The sequence below is a fragment of the Brevibacillus porteri genome, assembly GCF_003013475.1.
In the GTDB taxonomy this organism is placed as follows: Bacteria; Bacillota; Bacilli; order Brevibacillales; family Brevibacillaceae; genus Brevibacillus; species Brevibacillus porteri.
Window position 1 is genome coordinate 1 of the sequence record NZ_PXZO01000051.1, and the last position, 18,022, is coordinate 18,022.

An 18,022-nucleotide genomic window follows, 5' to 3' on the forward strand; every position below is an offset into this window, starting at 1 on the left:
AACTTTATGGGGTCACTTCATTTCTGGCGGTTTTTGTTCATGCTCATCATAACGTGATTCTATAGACAATCTCTCCATCGTATACGTCGCCAGTTTCTTCAAAGCCGGTTTGTCTGTATAAATGTCTTGCACCTGCATTGTCTGGGCATACGGTCAGGTTGACAAATCGGCTTTGCGGGAAACGGTTCCGTACCGTATCCACGATCGCTGTGAGAGCCGCTCTGCCATATCCTTTGCCTTGGTACTGGTGATCGATCAAAAAACCGTTGAACCAGTAACACCAATCTGTTGAGGCGTCATAGGTAATCATGACAAACCCAACCATTTCATCAGCGTTATACAAACAGAATGGTTCATATGCGCAGTTGTCACCATCAGGGCGGATATGAACCTTCGCTAATGAAACGGCAACAGACGGGACAAAGCGCTGCTGCTCATCTTGTACCTGCAAGCGTAATGCATCTTGCCAGTTATCTCTGGTTGTTGGAACCAATCGAATACCAGTGTCTTTGATAAGTCTTCACCTCGATCATCTTGATAGCTTAAGCGTAACCGATCGTTCCTGAAAAATCTTCCTTTTCTGCTTGGGCGTTTTTTCGTAAAATAAACAAGGATACAAATAGAAAAGTTCCCGAAAGTGAGGTAACTGACATGGACGAGAAAAAAGAAGCATTGGTCCCTGAACTGGAGGATCTCGTTCGTAAATTTACAGAGCTGTTGACAGGAGAAGCGACTCCTGAGCGCGTAGAAATGGTAAAAGTATGGTGCCTGTACACGACAATGGCAAAAGCAATGCCTCCGCTGATTCAGCATTGGGGAAGCGAGCCTGAGCATATGGAAGCACGGAATCAAATTCGGGAAATCATCGAGCAAATCAAGCAATGGAATCAGGAGAAAAATCAAAAGCATTAAAATAGGAAAAAACGCTGTCTCTTTGCGAAAGAGAACAGCGTTTTTTTACTTCAATCGAATCTCTAAGCGGCGTAGAGGCATCAACTCTCCTTGGTACTGTAACAGCCCCTGCTTGATCAGCTCATGAACCCGGTATGTCAAATACGTGTCACCAATACATTGATCGCTTTCCCCCATGACGGTACCGATCACACGTGCAGCCTTTTGGAACTTATTTGATGCATGTTCCAAGAGCGAGGCATCATAATAATCCTCCGATACTTCTAATACCTCACCCTGTTTGTAAACGCGCAGCGTACTATCAGATTGCGACCACTTTTCCCATTCGAGGATGAGGCTTTGTACGAGAGACGCAGACATATTCTTTTTCACCTGATAAGCGTCCATCACCAATTTGGGAGGGAGGGCACCCGCGCTTTTCCATACATAAGATACCTCGTTGCCGTCTATGTTTCTTACTTTGTAATCGCAATTCACACTAAATGCCGTTATATCGATTGCTTCGAATGAGAGGTTTTTATCCTGAAGCATGGAGACAACATAACGAATCCCTATGCTGTCAGATGCGTTCTGACCATGCCACAGAATTACGCTACTGGCATCAGGGATCTGTGATGGCAAGGTTAGATTTCGCAGCAGGTATGCTTTTATCGTTGTCAGGTCTTCGTTAGAGATCGGTTCTACTTGCTTGAAGAAAGAATGAATCCATTCAATCCTTTCATTCATCCCGGTTGCGGTCTCCAGTTGATGTAGCGGTCCAACTGAAAAATCATCCTCGATACAGATGATGCTTTCTGTTTGTAGTAGATTCTGATTGCGGAAGACGGATCGAAGTGTACCGTAGGCAGATAGGCTGAAGCAGATGTGAAATTTGTTCATTCGTTAGCTCCTCATGATTAAAAAGACACGATCCCGAAAATCAGATCGTGTCTTTTCCGATTGTAGGGATCTTTTTACGGATTCCACGTGATATGTTTGCTAGCATCCATTAATTCATTTAAGGTAACTCCGTTTGCGGTCACTACCACATACAACGATTGGTTGTCGGATTGAGCGTTAAAATGAACCGCATGCTGGGCTGTTGATCCTTTTGAATCCGTTTGATCAAAAGAAACGGCGATGGCTTGCTCTCCGTTGACAGCGAACAACTGAGTAGCGGAGAAAGTGCCTGGGATAGAGAGGCTGCGCTTGCCTTCTGTATTGCGCACAACATCTAGGCGAATCCAGTCGTTGTTCCGCTTGTAATCGGCAGTTAAGCGAGTCACCTTCTGACTGGTTTCGGATTCATATTGGACCGATACCGTACTCATCGAGAACCCATTCGGTGCTTGCGAAAGGGCAGGCACGGGCATATCTGATGCTTGTACAGCAGTGTTCAAATCCGAGAAGGAGGAAAGAGTAATGGGCTGCTTCGCTACCGCCGGCAACGTTGGACCCACTAATGCGTTCTCAGTCTTACCGCCATCAGCAGTGTCTGGTTCCACTTGGGAAGCGATCCCAAAAGTCGTAGGCTTCTCAGCAGCGGCGCCATTGGCTTCCTTAGCGGCTACTTGGTTACCAGTATTTGCTGACACGGCTGGAACTTCCGATTTCGCTTTTGCTGCTTGATCAGCTGAGTTCCCTTGTAATCCGCGAGATGCCACGCTGTTCTGCCCGTCTTTATTGATCGTACGTGGCTCGGGTGTTACTACTTTTTCCTCTGGTTTCACCATTGCAATCGCATTGTTCGATTGGGGAGGTGATGCAGGAGGTGTATCTTTTGCAGGTGCAGTCGGAGCGACCTGCGATTGTGTAGCGGAGGACCCTGGATTGCTTTCTGCTTTTTTCATCGTCGGACTATCAGCTGCTGCTGGTATGGAAGCGATAGCAGGTGCTGGGGCTGACGGTGCCGATTTTGATTCCGTATCGTTGAATGCAAAAGTGTTCTGGTTGTCTTTCATCCCGGTTTCTTGAATGGTAGCCATTTGAAGATTATCCGGTGTCATTTGTTGGTAGCCGACGAAACCAACTGCGAGCAAGACAGCCGCTGCGCTAACCCAGGCGTATGAAGGGAAGCCTTTGGTCCAACGCTTGTTTGGCTTTACGATCACTGTGCTCGTTTGTTGCTCTGAAGAAGCAGTAGCGGCGTGAGGGGGTACACCTTTTTCGGCGGTCTGGTAGATTGCTTGCATGATTCTGTCTTCCAGGTTCGCTTGAGGTAGTGGAACCTCCTTCAAGAACTGCACCTCCTCTTCTGTTGTCATTTGCGTTTCTATCCAAGCGATGCATTCGTCACAGGTTTCAATATGTGAGTGTGAATCGCTATCTGTGTCATCTAGCCATGCTTTTCTAAATGCCTGGCAGTTCATGTACGAGCCCCCCTTCCTTGCGGGATAACAATTTTGCGAGTTCCTGGCGAGCACGCAAGTAACGGACGCGAGCTGTAGACTCGGCGATGCCGAGGAGTGTAGCTATTTTTTCAAACGGATATTCGTGCGTACAGCGAAGGACAATCACTTCTCGATAAGAATCGGACAGTAAGGCAAAGGCCTCCTGAATTTCTCGACGTTGCTCCTTTGTCATGAGCGATTCCTGAGGGGATTCGTCCCGTGTATTTGATGGCACATAGGCCAATTGTTCATCCGAGTCATGATACTTTCGGCGACGCAAGAAGTCGATGCTCTTATTTCGGGCAAGCGTATGTAACCAAGAAGAAAACTGGCTGTCCCCGCGGAAAGTGGACAATTTTTCATACGCTTTTACAAATACTTCTTGAGTGAGATCCTCTGCATCAGAGCGATTGTTTACCATTTTGTAAATGAAAACATAGATCATATGCTGATATCGCTGGATGAGGTCGCGATACGCTTCGATGTCGCCTTGAAGAATCCGCTGAATGATTTCGGCGTCGGATTGCATTGAATCTTTGGCCTCCCTTCCCTCTATGAGACGCTGGTTATTCATAAACGTTTCAGACCAGCGTTTCGATTTCTATAATATCGTATGGATAGCCTTGTTCGACCAGAAAAAGCTGGCGATGGAGCGAAAACTCCTGCTCTCTCGTGTCTCTTGTTACCAATGTATAAAAATGGGCGGTGTTGTCGTCTGCTTTGGGCCTTAAGATGCGTCCCAGGCGCTGTGCCTCTTCTTGTCTGGAACCATACGTCCCGGAAATTTGGATCGCGACGTTGGCATCCGGCAAATCAACCGCAAAGTTGGCTACCTTGGATACGATCAGGCGTGTAATTTCCCCTTTTTTAAACTGCGTGTACAAAAGCTCACGTTCTTTGTCCGGTACTTTTCCTGTAATGAGTGGCAGTTGGAGGGCCGTTGCCATCTGCTCAAGCTGATCGATATATTGCCCGATGATCAAAACACGATCGTGGGCGTGCCTCTCCAATAGCTCGCGGACGACCTCCAGTTTTTTTGGATTTTCTGCCGCAATGCGAAACTTTTGACGAGCGGTTGCATGTGCATAAGCCTCACGCCACTTCGGCTCAAAGGGGAGTCGAATTTCTCGGCAATGCGCCTCCGCGATCCAGCCTTGCTCTTCCATGACTTTCCACGGAACCTCATACTTTTTTGGACCAATTAGCGTGAAAACATCTTCCTCCCGCCCGTCTTCCCGAACAAGAGTAGCAGTCAGCCCAAGTCTGCGAGTGGCTTGAATCCCAGAAGTAACACGAAAGATGGGTGCGGGCAACAAATGCACCTCATCGTAAATAATAAGCCCCCAGTCGCGCTCTGAAAAGAGTTTCAGATGAGGAAAATCATCTTCGGCGGTGGGGCGGTATGTAAGAATTTGATAAGTCGCCACAGTTATTGGCTTGACTTCTTTATTGTCACCAGTGTATTCGCCGACCATATTTGGATCAAGTCCTGTTTTGTCCAAGAGCTCTGCGATCCATTGACGAACCGATGTCGTATTCGTGGTCAAAATGAGTGTGGCTGTTTGCAATTGGCAAATGGCACCAAGTCCAATGACCGTTTTTCCAGCACCACAGGGCAGGACGAGTACGCCGCTTCCCCCGGTCACAGCTCCACCAGAATAGAAGGCATCGACAGCTTCTTTTTGATAAGAGCGCAAGGAGAATGCTCGGCCTTGGGATGTCGTTTCCCGCAAGCTGACTGCACAGGATTCTCCTTCTGTATAGCCCGCCAAATCTTGAACAGGAAACCCGAGCTTGATCAGCTCTTGTTTAATCAGACCGCGCGCATAGCTTTTGATGACGAATTCATTCTCAAAAAGAGCAGCGATTGATTTATAACTGGTCACCTCTGCTAAAAGAAGGGGGTCATCACTCATTAATACGAGATGATCGCCAATGCGTTCCAAACGAAACAAGCCGTATTTTCGCATCGTATCTTCTATTTCTTTGATGATGGTAGGCGGGACACCGTACTTGCTGTAGCTGCCAAGCACGTCTGTTACTTCTTGTGATGTAAGACCAGATGCAGCCGCATTCCAAAGCGATAAAGGGGTGATCCGATAGGTATGGATGTATTCTGGGTTCTTGATTAGCTCGGTAAAACCACTGATAGCTTGTCTGGCCTCGGCAAATAAAGGATGCTGTGTTTCCAACAATATCGTCCGATCGCTTTGAACGATCAAGGGCAGGTCTGGACGGTACGACAATAGACTCACCTCATTACAAAAGGCATAGGAATCAGCACTATGGTATCACAATCTCAAAAAGAAAGAAAAACGAACAGGTAACATTTTGGCGAGGATGGGAAACAATATCCCAAAGCATGGACGGAAAGGACGGCGGGGAGCATGGCAATTTGGGGAAGCTTGTTTAATTTGATCTTGGTCATGATCCTCGTACTCCTGAACGGGTTCTTTGTTGCGACTGAATTCGCGATTGTAAAAGTTAGGGAATCGCGCATTGTCCAGCTTGCAGCGGAAGGAAACAAGCGCGCTGTTGACGTTGAGAGGGTCCTGCACAATTTGGATGCTTATCTCTCCGCGTGCCAACTCGGGATTACCCTGGCTTCATTAGGACTCGGTTGGCTGGGAGAGCCTGCTGTCGCGCATCTCCTGCATCCAGTTTTTCGTTACTTCCATTTAAATGAAACGGTTGTTAGCAGTATTTCCTTTATTATCGCTTTTTCGCTGATTACGTTTTTGCATATCGTGCTGGGGGAGCTGGCTCCTAAGACACTGGCTATTCAATACTCTGAAAAGGTGGTACTTGCGGTAGCCAAACCGATCCAGCTCTTCTACAAAATCATGTATCCCTTTATTCAAATGCTGAACTGGGCCGCGAGTCGTTTTCTTGCGCTCTTTCATATATCCTTGGAGCCGCATCAAGAAGCACATACAGAAGAAGAGATTCGCATTCTCGTCAATGAAAGTCACAAAAGTGGCTTGATTGATCAAACCGAGCTGATGCTGGTCGATAATATTTTTGATTTCTCGGAGACGATGGCAAGAGAAATCATGGTTCCACGTACAGATATGGTTGTCTTGAATCTGCGCGATCCCTTTGACGAAAACGTCAAGCATGTCCAAAATGGACGGTTTACCCGCTATCCGGTAGTGGATGGTGACAAGGACCATGTTGTGGGGAGTTTGCACATCAAGGATATGTTGACAGGGCTTTTGGAAGGGGAGAGCAATGACCTTCAGAGCTTCATGCGCCCTATTTTGACTGTGCCGGAGACGATCTCGATCAGCCGGTTGCTGACTATGCTACAAAAACAACGAGGACAAATGGCGATTATCATTGATGAGTATGGGGGCACTGCCGGGCTGGTGACGCTTGAAGATATAATGGAGGAAATTGTCGGAGATATTCAAGACGAGTTCGACGACGAGCGCCCAGAGGTGGAGCGAAGTGACGGAATGCTGTCATTGGACGGGCGTATGCTACTGGAGGAAGTGGGCGATTATCTGGACATCGAATTGGAGTCAAGCGATGTAGATACGCTAGCAGGCTGGATTTACATGCAAATCGATCATCCGCCGCGCGTGGGGGATCGAGTAAAAGAGGGGAAGTACGAATTTGTCGTGGGAGAAGTCGACCATTACAGAATCACCAGGGTATATGTAAAGAAAATCGGCAAAGCAGAGGAAGAAGTCAATTTTACTTAAGTAAGGAAAGGGGCTTCTCAATGCGCAATAATATGCTATAATGGGACACAAGTTGCCTAGATGGCAATGAGCCTAATTGCTTAGGGCGATTAGAGCAGCTGAGAGTAGAGACTAGAGGAGGAAGTACAGATGAGACGAGCAGTCAGTATGGTACTGACCGCATTGCTGGCGTTTTCTTTGGCAGCATGTGGCAACGAAACAGGTGGGAAAACAGAGACAGCAGCAACGACAGGCCAAGGGCAAACAGTGAAGCTGGGGCTGACGCAATTCGTGGAGCACCCTGCGCTGGATGCTATTCATAAAGGAATTTTGGATGGACTGAAGGATGCTGGCTACGAAGAGGGCAAGAACTTGGAGGTAGACTCCCAAAACGCCCATGGCGACATGAACAATACGGTCTCGATCGCACAGAAGTATGCCGGAGATAAAAAGGATCTTGTCGTAGCGATTGCGACGCCATCCGCTCAGGCTGCAGCCAAGGCGATTGCAGATAAACCTGTTATTTTCAGTTCCGTAACAGACCCGATCTCGGCTCAACTGGTTGGCAGTCTGGAGAAGCCAGACAAAAATGTCACCGGGACGTCCGATAAAGTATCGATGGAACAACAATTGAAGCTGGTGAAAGCATTCCTGCCTGAGTTGAAAAAGCTGGGCGTGATCTATACGACCTCCGAAATTAATTCAGAGGTACAGGTCAAGGAATTGGAAGACGCAGCGCAAAAAGAAGGCGTAGAAATCATCAAGGCTGGCATTTCGCAGCTATCCGAAGTGCAGCTAGCAGCGCAATCGCTTGCTAGTAAAGCAGATGCCATTATTATCCCAATTGACAACACGGTCGTATCTTCGTTTGAAGCGGTACTCGGAGCAGCAGAGGGCAACAAAATCCCTGTCTTTGCTTCTGATACCGATACAGTGAAACGTGGAGCGGTTGCTACGTATGGGATTGATTACTACCAAATCGGTAAACAAACAGGCGATATGGCTGCCCGTATCTTAAAAGGGCAGAGTGTTGCTGATACTCCTGTAGAGATTTCGAAACAAGCTGATTTGTATATTAATGAAACAGCTGCTGCAAAGTTTGGTCTCACTATTTCTGAGGCACTCAAACAACAGGCGAAAGAAATCATCAAGTAAAAAGAGAGCGTCATGCTCTCTTTTTATTCTTTTAAAACCGTTTTATCCATGTTAAAATTGTAGAAAAAAATTCACGAGGGGGAATTCACTAAATGTTCAAACAAAAGAAGAGTGTTAAAATTTTTCAGAGTTTTTTATTTCCTTTATTGCTTTTGTCTGTTACCGCATGTGGACAGCAAAGCGCTACTCCTGCAAACAATTCTACACCAGCCCCCGCAACCACGACGGCGCCTGCTCCGTCTACTGAAACCAAGCAGCTGACGATTGGAATTGCCCAATTCGTGGAACACCCTGCTTTGGATGCAGCAAGAGAGGGCTTTATCAGCCAATTGGCGAAAAACGGCTACGAAAAAGACAAGCAAGTAAAAATCGATGTGCAATCCGCTCAAGCGAGCATGGATACTGCCATTCAGATTGCCCAAAAATTCGAGGCTGACAAAGTAGATTTGGTGTTGGCTATTGCAACCCCGACGGCACAGGCTGCCGCACAAACTAGCAAGCAGATTCCAATCCTGTTTACTGCGGTAACTGATCCAGTAGAAGCTGGTCTGGTAGCTGCGATGGACAAGCCAGGTGCGAACGTAACTGGTACATCGGATATGAACCCTGTCGAAGAGCAATTGAAGCTGATCAAAGAAATGAAAGCTGATGCGAAGTCTGTTGGAATCATTTATAGTTCTGGTGAAGTCAACTCCAAGGTACAGGTGGATGCGGCAAAAGCTGTAGCCGGCAAGCTTGGTTTAGAAATTAAAGAAGCGGCGATTACGAGTGCAACGGAAGTGAAGCAAGCAGCTGAGTCCATGGTGGGCAAAGTAGATGCTTTCTACGTACCAACTGACAACATGGTCGTATCTTCGATTGCAGCTGTTATCGGTGTAGCGGAAGCACAAAAAATTCCGGTCATCGCTGGTGAAGAAAACTCTGTGAAGAGCGGAGCGATTGCCACTTACGGGATCGACTACACAAAGCTGGGTGAGCAAACAGCTGATATGGCAACAAAAATCCTGAAGGGTGAAGCGAAGCCAGCTGATATGGCTGTTGAAGTGCAAGCAGACATGAAGCTCGTATTGAATAAGAAAGCAGCGGAAAAAATGGGTGTGACGATTCCGCAAGCCATGCTCGACCGTGCTGGACAAGTGATCGAGTAATAAAAGCAGTAATTGGAGGATTTCTTCTATGAATCAACTGGCAATAATGGGAGCCATTGAGCAAGGTTTACTATTTGGTATCTTGGCTCTCGGTGTATATCTGACCTTCCGAGTTCTAAACGTTCCTGACTTGACCGTAGATGGTAGTTTTGCCTTGGGAGGCGCAATCGCAGCCAAGTTCATTATCGATGGCACCAATCCGTTTTTGGCCACTTTGCTGGCTTTCATCGTAGGTGGTTTGGCAGGGGCTTTTACGGGCGTCTTGCATACCAAAGGAAAGATTAACGCACTTTTGGCGGGGATCTTGACGATGATCGCCTTGTACTCGATCAATTTGCGTGTCATGGGGAAAGCGAATCTGCCCCTTTTGCGGGAAGATACCCTGTTCACTTATGTGAAGGATATGGGCATTCCGAACCTGGCCGTAGGTGGAGTTACCTTGCTGTCTGGTGTAGCAATCGTCTTTATCGTAGGGGTTATGGTGTTGAAGCTCATCATTGACTGGTTCCTGCATACGGATATGGGTCTGGATTTGCGTGCGACAGGTGACAACTCGAAGATGATCCGTAGCTTTGGGGTAAACACGGATTCGACAACGATCATTGGTTTGGCTCTCTCCAATGGCTTGGTAGCTTTAGCTGGTGCGTGGGTAGCCCAATACCAAGGCTTTGCGGATGTAGGAATGGGGATCGGGATGATCGTCATCGGTCTCGCTTCCGTTATTGTCGGGGAAGTTTTGTTTGGCAGCTCTTCGATTTTCCGAGTGACGCTTGCTGTCATTCTCGGCTCGATTGTGTACCGCTTAGTCATTGCACTGGCTCTGGATGCAGGACTCAATCCTTCTGACATGAAGCTGATTACTGCCCTGATCGTTATCTTTGCCCTGACTGTCCCAACTGTGGCAAAAGGCATCTGGAAAAAGCAAGCGGTACGCACGGCAAGGGGAGGAAGCAGCGATGCTTAAAATTAAAAACGTCAACAAAGTATTCAACGCAGGAACTGTGAACGAAAAGATCGCGCTTCGAAACGTTAATCTGGACGTTAAGAAGGGAGAGTTCATCACCGTTATCGGTAGTAATGGTGCCGGTAAATCGACGATGATGAACATGATCTCCGGTGGACTGACGCCAGATGAGGGCAGCATTACGATTGATGGCAAAGATGTCACACGCTTGGCGGAGCACCAACGCGCAGGTCTGATTGGTCGAGTCTTTCAGGACCCAATGGCAGGTACAGCGCCGAACATGACGATTGAGGAAAATCTGGCAATCGCTTTGGGGCGGGGAAAACGCCGTACACTTGGATTTGGGGTGAATAACCAGAAGCGAGAGCTGTTCCGTGAGCAGCTCAAGCAGCTGGATCAAGGGCTGGAGAACCGTTTGAAGACCAAGGTAGGTTTCCTCTCAGGGGGACAGCGTCAAGCGCTTAGCCTGTTGATGGCTACCTTCACAGAACCGAAGATTTTGCTCCTCGATGAGCATACAGCAGCGCTTGACCCAAAACGGGCGCAGTTGATTGTAGATTTAACGGAAAAAATCGTGGAGCGCTATAAACTGACGACAATCATGGTCACGCATAATATGGAACAAGCGTTGAACATGGGTAATCGTCTGCTGATGCTCCACGATGGGGGGATTATCCTCGACATTCCGGATGAGAAAAAACGGACGATGAAACCGCAGGATCTGCTTCGCGCATTCGAAACAGCCCGCGGTGGAGAAAGCTTCAGTGAAGATCGCTTCTTGTTAACCTAATCGGAACGAATCAGCCTTCCTGTTCAAGCAGGGAGGCTTTTTCATGCTTGGAAAGATACACGTACATGAATCCGGCACCGATCAAGAGGATGCCCGCTACAATGGTGAATAGCATCGTGCCGCCATCATGCAGCAAGACAAGGCTACCCAAATATGGTCCACACATGCGGGAGATATCCCAGTGTGTTCCCGTGATTGCGAAGTACCGCCCGCGCATCGTGACAGGTGATATTCGTGTGACGAAGGCCATCAACTGAGTCAGACCAATACTCTCCCCAAAGACGAGCAGCACTTGCAGAGAAAGAAGGACAGGTACGTTGTCGATGAAGGCGTAGCCCAAGGATACGATGAGAAAACAAATGTACGAGCCGCTAATCAATAGGCGAGCCGGTAAGTGCTGTGTCCATTTGACGAGCAAATACTCGAGATTGAGCAACAGGACCCCTTTTACCGCAATGAGCAAGGCAAGTGTTTGCAAATAGTCTGGCAGCGTGTTTTTCAGATGAAGCTGGAGATTCGTCTCGGTTTGCGCGTAAAACAGACTGATCGGCAAAGACAACATCATAATGGCAAGGGCTGGTCGATAAGCATGCCAGGAGCCTCGTGAACGTACATCTGCTGCTTCCTCGACAGGAGCTTCTGGCAGCGGAGTTTGCGGGATTTTCCACCAGACGGCAAGAGCATAGATCAATAGCGAGATCGCAGTAAACAAAAATGCCATAGCAGGATCGTACTTATAAATGATGACGCCGACTAAAGGTCCCAATGCGGCCCCAATACTGCTAGAAGTATTGAGAAGGGCAAAGGCACCTGCCATTTGTGCAGAGGAAATCGTATCAGCGAGATGCGCGCGGCTGGCAGGGATAAACAGGGAGCGGCCAGCACCGTTGATGATGTACAGGATCGCAAAGCCCAGCATGGAGTCTGCCCAAGCCATTCCCAACATTGCGAAGCCTTGCAGGAACAGGGCGAGTAGCATGATCGTTTTTCGGCGATAGCGGTCCGTGATACCACCAGCAAATATCGTCAGCAAAATTTCGGAGAAGGGCTGCAATCCAATGACGAGCATGGTCATAGTGACAGAGCCGCCGATGTTCTCGCTCAAGTACAATACGAGAAACGGAGCGATCATGGCGCTGGATAAAGAGGTAAGCGTTTCGCCGAACAGACGGACCCAGAGAAGCGTTGGATACGTAGCAAAGAATCGACGGAGTGCATGAGGGATGTGTGACATAAGAAAGTCCTTTCTTTCGGCTTTTTCCGGTTAGTTGGTGTTTTTAGAATTGTAAGGTGGCAAAGACCGGAGAAAAAGCGTACGATTAGGCGAATAGTTTTTTCATGTTTTCTGAGGGAATTGGTGGTGGCAAGATGCAACTGGTTGAACAATACATGCGTTTATGTGCGGGGCGGCCTAATGAAGCGATAGGGCATCCGCTTGACATATCGTTAGCTGAAGTTGCTTCGCTTTTATTTTGTACATTGCGGAATGCGACCTTGACCTTGAAAAAAATGCAAAGTCAGGGATGGGTAGTCTGGCAGCCGGGGAGAGGGCGAGGAAATCGATCTGTATTGACATGCTTGCTTGCGCCCGAAGACCTGATTCTGAGCGTAGCCAAGGAGCTCGTTCAAAAAGGGGAGATTCGTGCTGCACGGGATATGATCGACGAATATGGGGTAAATTTGCCTGTTTTGGGTGAAAAATTTTCACGATGGATGAATAGTCAGTTTGGACATCGTGTGAAACGGGAAAAGGGAAATAAGGGCAGAGTCGATACCTTGCGTTTGTTTTACAATCGGCCATTTGCAGGGCTTGATCCGATCCATATTCTCCTGCGCTCCGAGTCACATATGGTAAAGCAGCTATTTGATTCTCTGGTTCAGTTTGATCCTGTCACGAAACGGATTGAACCCGCTATTGCTTTTTATTGGGACGCTAGTGAAGAAGGGAAGCAGTGGACTTTTTACTTGCGGAAAGGTGTCTTATTCCATCATGGCCGTCCACTTGTTGCGGATGATGTGCGCTTTTCTTTGCTTCGTTTGATGGAGCATTCCTATAAACATCGCTGGCTAGCCGCTTCAATCGAATCGATTACCGTCAAAGATGACTACGTATTGACGATTTCCTTGCATATGCCGGATGAATTGTTTTTACAGGCACTAAGCAAGGAATATATGGCGATTGTCCCCTGTGATTACGTTCTGGAGATGGGGGAGCAATTTGCGCAAATGCCAGTAGGAACGGGGCCGTTTCGAGTAGTCCGCAACGACGATTCCATGCTCGTGCTGGAAGCGTTCACGCCTTATTTTGGTGGTAGGCCGTTCTTGGACCGAATTGAAATCTGGTGCGTACCTGGAATGGCAGCAGAAGCACAGGCAGATGAGAGCTTGTTATCTGTAATGGCTATGGATGATCATCGGGATACGAGCGCTCTGACATGGAGTGACGTCGGCAGATTGGAAGATTGTTTTCAATACGTCAGCTTGAATGGAGCAAAAAATGGCCCGCTGTCACATAGCGAATTTCGGAGTCTCATGGTGGCTATCATTTGTGGACAAGCCTTGAGACAAGAGCTACAGGGAACGAGGGAGCATGCAGTCATCTGGGGTGGAAGTGATTCGTTCCAAGAAAAAAGAGAGGTGCCGGAATCACAGGAGTTGGTGCGTATTTTCAAAGAGAGCGGGTATCAGGGAGAGGTACTGTCGCTCTACACGTATCCAGATTCCGATCATATAGAAGATGCCCAGTGGATTCAGAAAACGTGCGAGGAATACGGAATTGCCATTGAGATCAGGTATGCATCTCCGGAGGAGCTTGCCTTGCCTCCGTTGTTACAAGAGGCAGATTTGGTTGTGGATAGTGCGAATGTAGATGAAAGGGCGGAGCTGTCTTTACGAGAATTTCTATACGCTGGTGCGTTGAGTATTTCACATCATTTAGATCCGCATGGAAAGGAAGAGATCGCGTATTGGATGAACCGCATGTCGTGCGTCCAAACAGCACAAGACCAACAAGCTTGCGTGGACAGCATCATGCATACGCTTGCGGCTTGCAGTACGTTTGTCCCGCTGTATTCGAATCGGGTAGAGATACTTGCACATCCGCGGTTATCGGGTGTAAGTCTGGATGCCTATGGCTGGATGGATTTCAGACGAATTTTTGTTAGGGAATAGCATAAATTTGTCACATAATTATGTGAAACCGCTTTCGTTTTTCATCGTATTATCATATGTAGTTATATATTATGCTCATAAAGCTTTTTGAGGAGGAACTATGCCGGTGTATACCAAAATCGAAAAGGACAAACACATTTTGTTTGCGTCCATTCGCTTGATGATCTGCGTCGGACACGCCGACGGTTATATAGGAAATAAAGAAATGGATCGTATTCATGAAATCGTGAATTCGGAGCATTTTACATTGAAAGAACGACAAATTTTAATGGATGACATGGACTATCCGAAGCGTCCGGAGGTCATCGTGGAAGACCTGGTAGCCATGACGCAGGCTGAAAAGCTCGTTATGATGCGCAAGCTCTACCACATGGCATTGATCGATCGGAAGTTATCACCAGCGGAGACAAAAGAGATTGCCCGCATCGCTTGCCTGATCGGAATCTCGGAGGAAAAGCAGCGTCAAGTAGAAGAGTGGATTCGCGAAGGGATTGTTTGGCGCGAACGCTGGAAAGATATTGTAGGAGAATAGACGGGGCCCCAATATGATTGGGGTCCTTTCGTTTTAGGTGGAAGCTTGGCGCAGCCTCGAATTCTACAGTACAATAAGAAAAATGATGTCTTGGCGAGTGGCGACGCTATTTATGAAGGAGGAGACCCAAATTGCGGATCTTGGTTACGAATGATGACGGCATCGATGCTCTTGGTATCAAGCGATTGGTAGAAGCTTTGCTCACTTTGGAGGGAGCGGAAGTCTATATAGTGGCACCGGTTGAAGAGAAAAGTGGGGTGGGACACGGAATTACTTATCGCAGTGCGCTCGCGCCTGAACAGCGTGATTTTTACGGAATGCCGGTGAAAGCGTGGGCAGTCAATGGCAACCCTGCAGACTGTGTAAAAGCTGCTTACCATCTCCTGTTTGAACATGGGAAAAAGCCGGATATCGTATTTTCGGGGATTAACGTCGGGACGAATCTCGGACGTGATATTTATTACTCCGGTACGTGCAGCGGTGCCAGGGAGGCGGTAATCTTGGGGGTTCCCGGTGTTGCCCTTTCCTATGATAACTGGTTCGATCAAGACAACTACGGCGATGTAGTAGAGATGATTCGTCCGATTGTAAAAGAATTCAGCGATCGTGCGGTCAAAGGAGAACTGGCGTCAGAGGTATTCTGGAATATTAATATCCCGCATGTACCGCTGGCTGAGGTGAAAGGAATGGTTCCGGCCACCTTGTCCATGAATCACTATGAAGACAAATATAGCGAAGAAGCAGAAGGCTATTATTTGGCACGCGAGTACCCTCAAGTCATGCCACTGGCGGAGCCGCTGGACTATGATTTGCTCAAGCATGGCTATATTGCGATTACCCCTGTCCACATTGACGCGACAGATCGGACTCTCTTAAAACAAATGGACAATTGGACATTGCTAAAAGCTTGGGGAAAACAGGAGGAATAACGCATGAATGAAGAATTTTTCCCCCCGTTAACCCCCGATGATACCCTGTGTTCTCCAGACGATTCAACACAGGGAGAGGTTCTCGATCCCGTGGTTTATCACGATTTGTACAAGCTGGCAGAAGAGGAGGGGCTTCCTTACTTTGTCCGTCTAAGTGGAACGGGCGAGGTGGAGCTGTATTTGGTGTTCGAATCGGTGGATGCTTTCAGCGAGCAGACGAGAGATGCCGTTTCGCTCGAATTCAAAACGTATCAAAATAAACTGCTCGCTGTCATTTGGACACTGTCGGACCCGCTGAATCCACTTGGTTTTCCCTTGACGTTCGACATAGCGCATGCTGATGAGCGAAGCATGGCTTTGACAATGATCGAGCAGCAGTATATTTCTTTGCACTACTTGGCTTACGCGGATCGTGAGCTTACTCACATCTATTCCGAGTCGATTTCTTTTTCCCCAGCGGAAGTGGTTCGTACGCGTGAGATGATTCAGGCGCTCTATGAAGGAACACCTGATGCTCTTCCAGAAGAGGTGCAGGTGCGTGAGGAAGAGACAGAAAGCATCTCAGCGATGAGCTTGCCTGGATCTGTTTTTACAGAATCGGGGATGGCCTTCGTATTGCGTTACAAGCACATGAGAGATGTCCATGGTGAAGAAGGAGCGCAGCATTTATTGATGAGTACTGTGCAGCAAGCAGTATGGGTCATGCGCAGGCACTCCCGCAGCGAGGTCCGGGATACGTCTTTTACCGTATGGGCTGCGGAAGAGGGAGATTACGCGATGATCGTGCTGACGCCAAGTCTCTCGCATTTGTTCGAGGTCGTTCATATGTCAGGAGATGAAGCGAATCCGTTCTCGCGCTTTTTGATGACCTTGCCGGAGTATGTGCAAACGCAGGACGTTTCTCCCTTGCAGGTAGGCGCCTATCCACTATTGCGTTATGAGAGCGGTCGCCTCTATCATTTGGAGCTGGATGAAGATGTACAGAAGCATCTCGCGCAGGCGTTTGCGAAAGCGTTTCCAGGAATGCCTGTCCCTTACCTGTAATTGTTGAGAGATTGTGAAAAAAGACTCTCCCTGGAATCTTTTGTTCTTCGATGAAATATGGGTAAATAAGTCATTTTTCAACAAAGGATATGACAAGCGTGAATTCGAATTAAGTAAGACAGACAATCCATTGGGGAGAGGTGACGACGATGTACGCTGTTGAACCCAATTTGTTCCAGGCTGTTTCTGAATGCGCCCACCGTTTTCAAGGGGAGATTGAGCAACTGGCACAACGTCATGCACTTACGATCGAAGGAGGGCTTCCTGCCTTGGAGCTGCAGGTACATCCGCAGTTTCAGGCTTTGCTCGAGTACAATTTGTGGGGAGAAGCCGGTTTAGTCGTTATTCATGGGAAATTACATAAGCGCGATCAAGTTTGGACAGATTCGTTTTCAGTCATGATGAAGTTTTCCTTGACGCATGATCCGAGTATCGATATCGAAGGAAAGAAGCAGCGCATTGAAGAGTTTTTATACGGGGAAGCAGAGTACTTCTGGAATATCCCTCCCGCTGGTCATGTCGGTCATAGTGAGCTGACCTTGCGTTTTACCTACCAGCCTGGTTCGAACCGTCTTGCGGAATATGTCAGGAGTGTTTTGGGAATCGTAACCGGAAAGATGATGGCTGCCTAACGCGGCAGGAAAGATAAATGGCTCTCCGTCACAGGAGGGCTATTTTTTTCGAAGGAGGACAGAAATGCGCTTATTCATAGCGTTGGATATTCCAGCTGAGGCTGCTGCTTATATTGCCGATGTTCAAAAACGGTTGAAGCAAGATGTGACTGCGGACAGGTGGCAGTCTCTCGCTAATTTGCATTTGACTCTGCATTTTCTTGGAGAGGTGGATGAGTCACTCGTACCCGCTATCTGTGAGGATATGGATATCGTCGGCGCGATTATCCAGCCATTTACCCTGCGTGTTGGTAACTTCGGGGTTTTTCCGAATGCCCTGCATCCTCGTGTGCTCTGGCTGGGACTACGCGGCCAACTTTCTCCACTCAACCAGCTGCATTTATTGTTGGGTAGACGGTTCGAATTGCACGAAGGCTTGTCCTACGATCGGAAGCGGTATCGGCCGCATATTACGATGGCGCGCGGTCCGCATCGCAGTGGGGATGAGCTTGCCCTCTTGGATTGGAATGAACGTTATTTAGCGCAGGAGCCGCCACAATGGAAGGCACGGCATTTCCATTTATATCGTTCCGAGCTGTTGCCGGAGGGTGCGGTACATACGATGATCCACACGAGCACGTTTGATAAAGATCACAGCAAAAAACAAGCGTTGCCTGAATAGACTAAGAAGAAAGGATCAGGGAAGCCTTC

General features: G+C 48.0%; 18 protein-coding genes. 12 read left to right on the plus strand and 6 right to left on the minus strand.

Going from position 1 to position 18,022, the window contains the following annotated elements:
- Positions 1–46 precede the first annotated feature (46 nt).
- A complete protein-coding gene (locus C7R92_RS23645) occupies positions 47–493 on the minus strand; it encodes a GNAT family N-acetyltransferase (protein WP_083261718.1) in 447 nt (148 codons plus the stop codon).
- Positions 494–651: 158 nt separating this feature from the next.
- Between C7R92_RS23645 and C7R92_RS23650 the strand changes: the two genes are divergently transcribed.
- On the plus strand, positions 652–912 hold the full coding sequence (locus C7R92_RS23650; protein ID WP_015892299.1) for a YusU family protein: 261 nt from the start codon (positions 652–654) through the stop codon (positions 910–912).
- A 45-nt stretch (positions 913–957) separates the two neighbouring features.
- Here the strand turns inward: C7R92_RS23650 and C7R92_RS23655 are convergent, their stop codons facing one another.
- The 4 genes from C7R92_RS23655 to C7R92_RS23670 form a co-directional block, all read right to left on the minus strand.
- Positions 958–1,791 (minus strand): DUF1835 domain-containing protein, encoded by an 834-nt coding sequence (locus tag C7R92_RS23655; RefSeq protein WP_106835861.1) that lies wholly within the window; start codon positions 1,789–1,791, stop codon positions 958–960.
- 74 nt (positions 1,792–1,865) lie between these two features.
- Complete coding sequence (locus C7R92_RS23660) at positions 1,866–3,260, minus strand: hypothetical protein (RefSeq protein WP_106835862.1); 1,395 nt, start codon at positions 3,258–3,260, stop codon at positions 1,866–1,868.
- Entirely contained in the window at positions 3,241–3,810 is a 570-nt protein-coding gene (locus C7R92_RS23665) for an RNA polymerase sigma factor (RefSeq protein WP_007716978.1), read from the minus strand. Before C7R92_RS23665 ends, C7R92_RS23660 begins: the two co-directional genes overlap by 20 nt.
- Positions 3,811–3,862: 52 nt before the next feature.
- On the minus strand, positions 3,863–5,527 hold the full coding sequence (locus C7R92_RS23670; protein WP_328141101.1) for a DNA repair helicase XPB: 1,665 nt from the start codon (positions 5,525–5,527) through the stop codon (positions 3,863–3,865).
- A 141-nt stretch (positions 5,528–5,668) separates the two neighbouring features.
- On the opposite strand from C7R92_RS23670, the gene C7R92_RS23675 reads away from it, so the two are divergent.
- From C7R92_RS23675 to C7R92_RS23695, 5 genes are all read left to right on the plus strand, one after another.
- On the plus strand, positions 5,669–6,988 hold the full coding sequence (locus tag C7R92_RS23675; RefSeq protein ID WP_017250342.1) for a hemolysin family protein: 1,320 nt from the start codon (positions 5,669–5,671) through the stop codon (positions 6,986–6,988).
- 129 nt (positions 6,989–7,117) lie between these two features.
- Entirely contained in the window at positions 7,118–8,122 is a 1,005-nt protein-coding gene (locus tag C7R92_RS23680; RefSeq protein ID WP_069851401.1) for an ABC transporter substrate-binding protein, read from the plus strand.
- A gap of 92 nt (positions 8,123–8,214) precedes the next feature.
- Complete coding sequence (locus C7R92_RS23685; protein ID WP_017250340.1) at positions 8,215–9,270, plus strand: ABC transporter substrate-binding protein; 1,056 nt, start codon at positions 8,215–8,217, stop codon at positions 9,268–9,270.
- A gap of 28 nt (positions 9,271–9,298) precedes the next feature.
- Positions 9,299–10,234, plus strand: a complete 936-nt coding sequence (locus C7R92_RS23690; protein WP_017250339.1) for an ABC transporter permease — start codon at positions 9,299–9,301, stop codon at positions 10,232–10,234.
- Positions 10,227–11,024, plus strand: a complete 798-nt coding sequence (locus tag C7R92_RS23695) for an ABC transporter ATP-binding protein (RefSeq protein WP_017250338.1) — start codon at positions 10,227–10,229, stop codon at positions 11,022–11,024. Before C7R92_RS23690 ends, C7R92_RS23695 begins: the two co-directional genes overlap by 8 nt.
- Before the next feature lie 10 nt (positions 11,025–11,034).
- Here C7R92_RS23695 and C7R92_RS23700 read toward each other — a convergent pair whose 3' ends face one another.
- On the minus strand, positions 11,035–12,258 hold the full coding sequence (locus C7R92_RS23700) for an MDR family MFS transporter (protein WP_106835864.1): 1,224 nt from the start codon (positions 12,256–12,258) through the stop codon (positions 11,035–11,037).
- Between the two features lie 134 nt (positions 12,259–12,392).
- Here C7R92_RS23700 and C7R92_RS23705 point away from each other — a divergent pair, with 134 nt between their 5' ends.
- The 6 genes from C7R92_RS23705 (at position 12,393) to thpR (ending at position 17,993) form a co-directional block, all read left to right on the plus strand.
- Positions 12,393–14,195, plus strand: a complete 1,803-nt coding sequence (locus C7R92_RS23705) for an SgrR family transcriptional regulator (RefSeq protein ID WP_106835899.1) — start codon at positions 12,393–12,395, stop codon at positions 14,193–14,195.
- Positions 14,196–14,295: 100 nt separating this feature from the next.
- On the plus strand, positions 14,296–14,727 hold the full coding sequence (locus tag C7R92_RS23710) for a tellurite resistance TerB family protein (protein ID WP_017250335.1): 432 nt from the start codon (positions 14,296–14,298) through the stop codon (positions 14,725–14,727).
- A 131-nt stretch (positions 14,728–14,858) separates the two neighbouring features.
- On the plus strand, positions 14,859–15,656 hold the full coding sequence (gene surE / locus C7R92_RS23715) for a 5'/3'-nucleotidase SurE (RefSeq protein WP_069851397.1): 798 nt from the start codon (positions 14,859–14,861) through the stop codon (positions 15,654–15,656).
- Positions 15,657–15,659: 3 nt separating this feature from the next.
- The gene (locus C7R92_RS23720; protein ID WP_106835865.1) at positions 15,660–16,700 is read left to right on the plus strand and encodes a hypothetical protein; all 1,041 of its coding nucleotides are present in this window, start codon (positions 15,660–15,662) and stop codon (positions 16,698–16,700) included.
- Between the two features lie 149 nt (positions 16,701–16,849).
- Positions 16,850–17,332 (plus strand): hypothetical protein, encoded by a 483-nt coding sequence (locus C7R92_RS23725; protein WP_017250332.1) that lies wholly within the window; start codon positions 16,850–16,852, stop codon positions 17,330–17,332.
- A gap of 64 nt (positions 17,333–17,396) precedes the next feature.
- On the plus strand, positions 17,397–17,993 hold the full coding sequence (gene thpR / locus C7R92_RS23730; protein ID WP_106835866.1) for an RNA 2',3'-cyclic phosphodiesterase: 597 nt from the start codon (positions 17,397–17,399) through the stop codon (positions 17,991–17,993).
- Positions 17,994–18,022 lie beyond the last annotated feature (29 nt).